At 73.6% G+C, this 7,062-nt stretch carries 1 protein-coding gene; it reads right to left on the reverse strand.

What is annotated here, in order from left to right; all coding sequences use genetic code 11:
- The coding region (locus DXK32_RS31535; protein ID WP_114862103.1) for a beta strand repeat-containing protein at window positions 1-7,062 on the reverse strand (7,062 nt) is incomplete at both ends.

Here is a 7,062-nt window from a genome sequence, read left to right on the forward strand (position 1 = left end):
CCACCGTCTGGCCGCCGTTGGCCGTGGCGTCCTCGTCGATCCCGGGCAGCACCGGCGACGCGGCGGTCAGAACCGGCGCGTCGTTGACCGCCGACACGGTGAGGGTGACCGTCGCCGCGGTCGGGCTCAGCCCGTTGCCGCTGGCGTCGCGCGCCCCTTGGACCTGGAAGCCGAAGACGCCGCCATCCGCGGTGTTGGCGTCCTGCGACGGCAGGAAATAGACCGCGGCGGCCTCGGCGGCGGTGAGGAGGTCGCCGTCGGCGATGGCGCCGGTCCGGTCGGCGTTGCGGTAAAGCGTGCCGCCGGTGATGCCGGAGATGCGGAAGTGGCTGATCTCAGCCCCGTCGGCGCTGGCCCGCGCGATGGTGATGGCCGCGGACAGAGTGTCCTCGGCGGTGCCGGTGGCTCCGCTCACCACCGGGGTTTCGGCAACGGGGGTCACCGTGACGGTGAAGGTCTCCGTGGCGGTGTTGCCGGCCTCGTCGGTCACGGTCAGGGTGATGAGGGCGCTGCCGAAGCGGTCGGCCGCGGGAGTCACGGTGACCGTGCGGCCGGCGCCGCTGCCGGCAATCTGGATGCCGCTGGACGGCACCAGGACCGTATCGCCGGAGGTGGCGGTGAGCTGCACGGTGCCCGCCGCGGTCACCCCGTCGCCGACGGTGACCGTGAGGGCGCCCGTGGTGCCGTCCTCGGCGATGGTCTGGCCGGTCGGGGCGGCGATGGTCGGGGCGCTGCGGTCGATGGTCACCGTCACCGCCTCGGAGGTCGTCTGGTTGCCCGCCGCGTCGGTCGCCCGCACGCGGTAGGACAGCCCGGAGCCCTCCGCCGCCCCGCTGTGGGTCAGCGTGTTGGTGCCGGCGGTGGAGGTGATGGTGGCGACGACGCTGTCGCCGCGCAGCAGCTCCAGCGTCAGCCCGGCCTCCGCGACCGTGACCGAGAAGGCGGGGTTCGCCGCGTTGGTGATGCCGTCGCTGGCGGAGACGCCGCTGTCGGTCGCCGCGGTCAGGGCGGGGGTGCCCACGGTCGGGGCGCTGGTGTCGATGACGATGGCCTTGTTGGCGCCGAGCGAGCCGCTGGCCCCCGGCGCCGGCAGCGTCAGGACCGCCGCGTTGCCGGCGGCGTCCCGGATGCCGCCGCCGTTCAACGCCAGCGCCGCCGCTGACACGGCGTCGAGGTCGGGGGACGTGTCGCCGGCCTGCACCGTGTAGGTGAAGGTCAGCGTCGCGGTGCCGGAACCGCCGCTGTAGCTGGCCGCCCGGTCGGTGGCGCCCGTCTCCAGGGTCAGGGTCGGCGTCCCGGTGACGGTGACCGCCTGGCTGAAGGTGACCTGGATAATGATGGTGTCGCCGGCCCTGTAGGCGCCGTCGGCGGTGGTCGCGGTGACCCCGGTGACGGTGGGGGCCTGGGCGTCCACGGCGGCCGAGGTGCCGCTGGCGCTGGTCGTCGTGGCCGTGCCGTCGGGGCCGCTCGCGGTGACGCCGACGGTGCGCCCCGTCGCCTCCAGGTTGCCGGAGACGATGGTGTAACTGGCCGTCCAGACGCCCGCCGCGTTGGTCGCGGCCACCGCGGAGCCGCCGCCGAACTGGCTGAAATCGACGGTGACGCCGGTCAGCGCGGCGTTGCCGTCGCCGGTCGCGGTGCTGTCCCAGCTCACCGTCACGGTGTCGCCGATGCGGTAGACGCCGCCGCTTCCCGTGGCGCCGGTGACCGTGATGGCGGCGGCGGTGACGGTCGGGACGACGGTCAGGACCAGATCGTTGCCGGTCTCGCCCGCGTAGGACACGCGGTACACCGTGCCGCCGACGGTCAGCAGAGCGCCCTCGGCGACGCCGCTGAACAGGCCGGTCACGGCGTCGCTTCCGTCGTTGGCGACCAGGATGAAGCGGTCGCCCTGGGCCGGGGTGTAGCCCTGGGTGATCGACAAGGTGGCGCCCGAGACATCGACCGCGCCGCTCACGGCGATCCGGTCGTAACCGCTGCCCGCCGCGGTGCCGTTGAGGTCGGCCCGCAGCGTGCCGCCGGCCGCGATGGTCAACCCGCCGCTCAGCGTCAGCGTGCCGGCGGCGCCGCTGCCGGTGCCCGGCGCGATGGTGCCGCCCGAGGCGATCGCGACCGCCCCGGCGATGCCGCCGGTCCCGCCGAGGACCGCGCCGGACGCGACGGAGACCGTCCCCGTCCCGTTCAGCCCGCCGGTCACCAGCAGGGTGCCGCCGTCGACGGCGGTGGCGCCGCCGTGGCTGCTGCTTCCCGACAGGGTCAGCGTTCCCGCCCCGGCCTTGGTCAGCGCGCCATCGCCCTGGAGGGCCGAGGCGATGGTCAGCGTGGTGCCGCCGCCGTGCGTGACGGTCAGGGTGGCGCCGCTGGCGATGCTCAGTGACCCGCCCGTGATGGTGGCGCCGTCGGCCGGGCCGGCGTCGATGGTCAGGCTTTCGCCGAGCGTGGTTCCGGCGGACAGGGCGATGCTCTGCCCGGCGAGCCCGGCGGCCAGGACGATGGTCTGCGTCCCGGTGGTGTCCGCGGCGGCGATGGCGATCGCCTCGCTGAGGCTCACCCCGTCCGAGCGGTCGATGGTCGCGGAGTCGGCGGCGCTGGTGACGTAGATGGTGTCGCTGGCCACCGTCAGGTCGGCGGTGCCGCTGCCGACGCCGTCGCTCAGCGCGTAGCGGATCGTCGCGTCGCCGGACGGCGTGTCGTTGCGGTAGGTGATCGCCTGGAGCACGTCCCGGACCAGAGCGGTGGTCGCGATGGTGCCGCCGGAGGTGAAGGTCACCGTCAGCACGCCGCCGCTGGTCGTCACCGTGGCGAAGACCTGCCCGCCGGACAGCAGCGTGCCGTTGCCGAGCGTGAAGCTCCGCCCCATGGGGTCGATGGCGAAGACGTCGGCGGACAGCGGGGCCGCGGTCCCGCCGACGACGCGCTGCACGGTCAGGGAGGACCCGGTCCAGTCGCCGGCCCCGCCGTTGCGCCACTCGCGGTCGGCGTCGAACGCCAGGGCGGCGGTGCCCTGGTCGAGGGCGACGCTGCCGCCGACGCCGGCCCAGTCCACGCTGCCGCCGAGATTCGCCATGGCCGGCGTGGTGTTGTCGAGCAGGGTCAGGTCGTTGCCGGTGCCGCCGCCGTAGGCGACCCGGTAGAACTGGCCGTTGCTGATGACCGACCCGCCCTCGCCGACGCCGGGCAGTGTGCCGGCGATGGCCGACGGGCCGGCGTTGTCGATGACCCGGATGGTCGCGCCGCCGCCCGGCGTGTGCCCGTTGACCGCGGCGACGGTGATGGCGCTGGTGCTGCCGTCCAGCGTGACCGTGCCGCCGACCGTCACCTGGTCATAGTCGGTGCCGGCGGTCGTGGTGCCGCCGACGTCGAGGGCGAGCGTGCCGTTCAGCGTCAGGTTGCCGTTGATGGTCAGCCGGCCCACGCCGTTCGCCGTTCCCGGCAGGCCGGGGGCGAGGGTGGCGCCCGCCGCGACGGTGACTCCGTTGCTCGATCCCGTCGTGAAGACGCTGCCGGTGCCGCCCAGGGTCGCGCCGCTGGCGACGGTGACTGCGGAAGTGCCGGACAGGGCGCCGCTGACCAGCAGCGCGCCGGCGGTGACCGTCGTCGCCCCGGTGAAGCCGGCGGTTCCCGACAGGATCAGCGTGCCGGCCGCCGTCTTCTCCAGCGCGCCGCTTCCCGACAGGGCGCCGCCGAGGGTCAGGGTGGCGCCCGCCGCCACCGACAGGGCGGTGGTGGTCTGGTTCAGGGCGATGGCGTTGGACAGGCTGCGGCTGGCCGTGACGGCCAGCCCCCCGCCGCTCACCGTGACGGCGCCGGTGCCGAAGGCGGCGTCGGACCCGATCACCACCGTGCCGCTGCCGGAGAGCGTGGTGCCGCCGCTGTGGCTGTTGCTTCCCGACAGGGTCAGGGTCCCGGCGCCGGTGAGGGTCAGCGCGCCGCCGCCGGACAAGGCTCCGGTCAGGGCGATGCTTCCGCTCTGCGCCTCGACGGTGCCGCCGCCGCCGCCGAGGGTGACGGCGTTGTCGATGGTGATGGCCGCGGTGATGACCAGCGTGCCGCCGTCCAGCGTCACCGTGCCGCCGCCCAGGGCGGAATCCGAGTCCACCGACAGCGCGCCCGCCGCGACGGTCAGGCCGCCGCTCATGCCGGTGCCATTGGCGGTGTTGGTCAGGGCGAGGGTGCCGGCGCCGCTCTTGGTCAGGGTCGCCGAGCCCGAGAGCGCGCCCGACAGGGTCACCGCCGCGTCGGTCTGGACGGTCGCCGCCCCGGTCAGGGCGACGGCGTTGTCGATGGTGGTGGCGCTGGTGACTTGCAGGGTGCTCCCCGCCGCCAGGGTGACGCCTTCCGCTCCGAGATTGCCGTCGCCCGCCACCGCCAGCGTGCCGGCGGACACAATCGTCGCGCCGTAGCTGTTGCTTCCCGACAGGGTCAGCGTGCCGGCGCCCTGCTTGTCCAGGGTGCCGGCGCCGGTCAGCGTGGCGGCCAGGGTCGCCGCCGTGCCGGTGCCGTTGGTCACCGTCAGGGTCACGCCGCTGTCCAGCGTCAGCGCGCCGCCGGCGATCACCAGCCCGTCCGCCGCGCTCGCGTCCCAGCTCTGGCTGGCCGACAGGGTCAGGCCGCTGGCCAGCGTGATCGTCTGCCCGGCGAGCGCGGCGTCGAAGCGGATGGTCGGCGTGCCGCCGAGCGCCGCGGCGATGGCCAGCGCCTCGCGCAGGTCGACGCCGTCGGTCACATCGATGGTGGCGCTGTCGCCGGTCGCCGTCACCGTCACCACGTCGCTGGTCACCGTGGTCGTTGCGGTCGCGCTGCCGCCGTTGCCGTCGGTCAGCGTCACCGTCAGGGACACCGTTCCGGCGGGCGTGTCGTTGCGGTAGGTGATGGCGGACAGCAGGGCGCCGATGCGCGCCGAGGTGGCGCCCGCGGTGAAGGTGATCGTCAGCGTGCCGCCGCTGATGCTGTAGGTGGCGAAGTCGGTGCCGCCCTCCGACAGGGTGCCGCTGGTCGTCCCGGTCGCCGCGATGGCCGAGCCGGTGAAGCCGAACCGGTCGGCCGTCCAGGCGCCGTTCGCCGTGGCTCCGGTGGCCGAGCGCTTCACGGTGAGCGTCCCGCCAGCCCAGCCGGCGGAGTCGTTCTCGGCGTCCTCGACCGTGGCGGCGGTGCCCTGGTCGAGCAAGGCGGAGCCGTCGGACAGGGCCACGCTGTCGCCGTCCAGGTTGCGGATGAGCGGCGCCGAGTTCAGCGTGAACTGCGTGTCGGCGTTGCCGTTCGCGGCGGCCGCGATGAAGCCGCTGGTGACGAGGCCGGGTGTGGCGATGGTCACCTCGACCGTGGCGAAGGTTGTCGCGTCGATGTCGATCTGCACGACCGCCGCGTTTCCGGTGCCCGTCACGCGGATGTTTGCGGCCGTCAGGCCGGACCGGCCGATGAGGTACAGCGCGTCGCCCGTCCCGAAGTCGGTGATCCTGTCCCCGGTCAGGGTGGTGTTGGTGCCTTGGAAGCAGTCGTTGCCGGCGCCGCCGGTCAGGGTGTCGTTGCCGGCGCCGCCGTCGATGGTGTCGTCGCCGTCGCCGCCGTCGACGCTGTCGTTCCCCGTGCCGCCGTCGATGCTGTCGTTGCCCGCCCCGCCGAAAATGGTGTCGGGACCGGAGCCGCCGTTGATGGTGTCGTTGCCGCTGCCGCCCAGGATGCTGTCCGGGCCGGTGGAGCCAATCAAGGTCAGGCCGCCCGCCGTCACCCTGCTGGCGTCGATGAGGTTCTGACCCTGCGCGCTGGTGTCGGCGCTGAGATCGATGGCGCGGAAGCCGGCGTTGTAGAAGTCGTTGCCGACGGTGATGCTGATCGGGTTGACCGTTGTGCCGGAGGCGATGATGCGCTCGACGTTGCCGATCCGGGTGGCGAAGCTGTCGCTGGACCCGATGGTGAAGCCGGAGTTGCCCAACCGGATGGCGTCGTTGCCGGCCCCGCCGTCGATGCTGTCGACCAGCACGTTGCTGGAGAACAGGTCGGTGGTGGTGGCGTAGACGAAGACATCGTCGCCGTCGCCGCCGCTCAGGCTGTCGGCGCCACCGCTGCCGGTGATGACGCTGTTGCCGGAGCCGCCCAGGATGGTGTCGTCGTGGGCGCTTCCGGTGAGGCTCTCGTTGCTGCTGCCGCCAATGATCGTCACCCCGCCGCCCATCTGCTGCGCGCTGACGGAGTTGGCGCCGCCCGCGTTGGTGTCGCCGGACAGGTCGATGCTGCGGATGCCGGCGGTGTAGGCGTTGGCGTTCAGAGAGATGGACATGTTGGAGGAGGAGGCGATGGCGGCGATCCGCTGGATATTGGAGGCCCGCGCGAAGCTGACCGCGTTGCCCACCGTGAAGCCGCCGGTGCCGCCGACCAGCAGGGTGTTGGTGCCGGTGCCGCCGTCGATGCTGTCGATGAGGGCGCTGTTGGCGGCGAAGTCGGCGGACGCGCCGTTGGTGTAGTCGAAGGTGTCGTCGCCGTCACCGCCGATCAGCGTGTCGGCGCCGGCGCCGCCGCGGATGGTGTCGTTGCCGGCCCCGCCGTCGATGCTGTCGGCGCCGCTGCCGCCGACGATGGAATCGTCGCCGCTGGTGCCGGTGATCGTCGCGCCGTTGGCGTAGCTGGTGGCGAGCGTGCCGGTGTCGTTGGCGCCGCGGTCCATGCCGCCGGCGTTCAGCACCGCCCCGCTGGCCGTCAGCGTGTGGCCGGCCAGGGTCAGCGTGCCGCCCGTGCCGTTCAGCGTGCCGATGGTCTCGTCCGCCGCCAGGCGCAGCGTGCCGCCGCTCACCGACACCGCCGCCGCGTCGGCGATGGCCGACCCACCGGACAGCACCAGTTCGCCGGCGTTGAGCGTCGTCATCCCGGTGTGGGTGTTGGCCCCCGACAGGGTCAGCGTGCCGGCCCCGTCCTTGGTCAGCCCGCCGGCTCCGTCCAGCGGGGCCGACAGGGTCGCCGCCGTGCCGGTGCCGGTGGTCACCGTCAGCGTGACGCCGCTGTTCAGCGTCAGCCCGCTGCCGGCGATCACCAGCCCATCGGCCGCGCTCGTGTCCCAGCTCTGGCTGG

The organism is Azospirillum brasilense, assembly GCF_003349955.1.
In the GTDB taxonomy this organism is placed as follows: Bacteria; Pseudomonadota; Alphaproteobacteria; order Azospirillales; family Azospirillaceae; genus Azospirillum; species Azospirillum brasilense_B.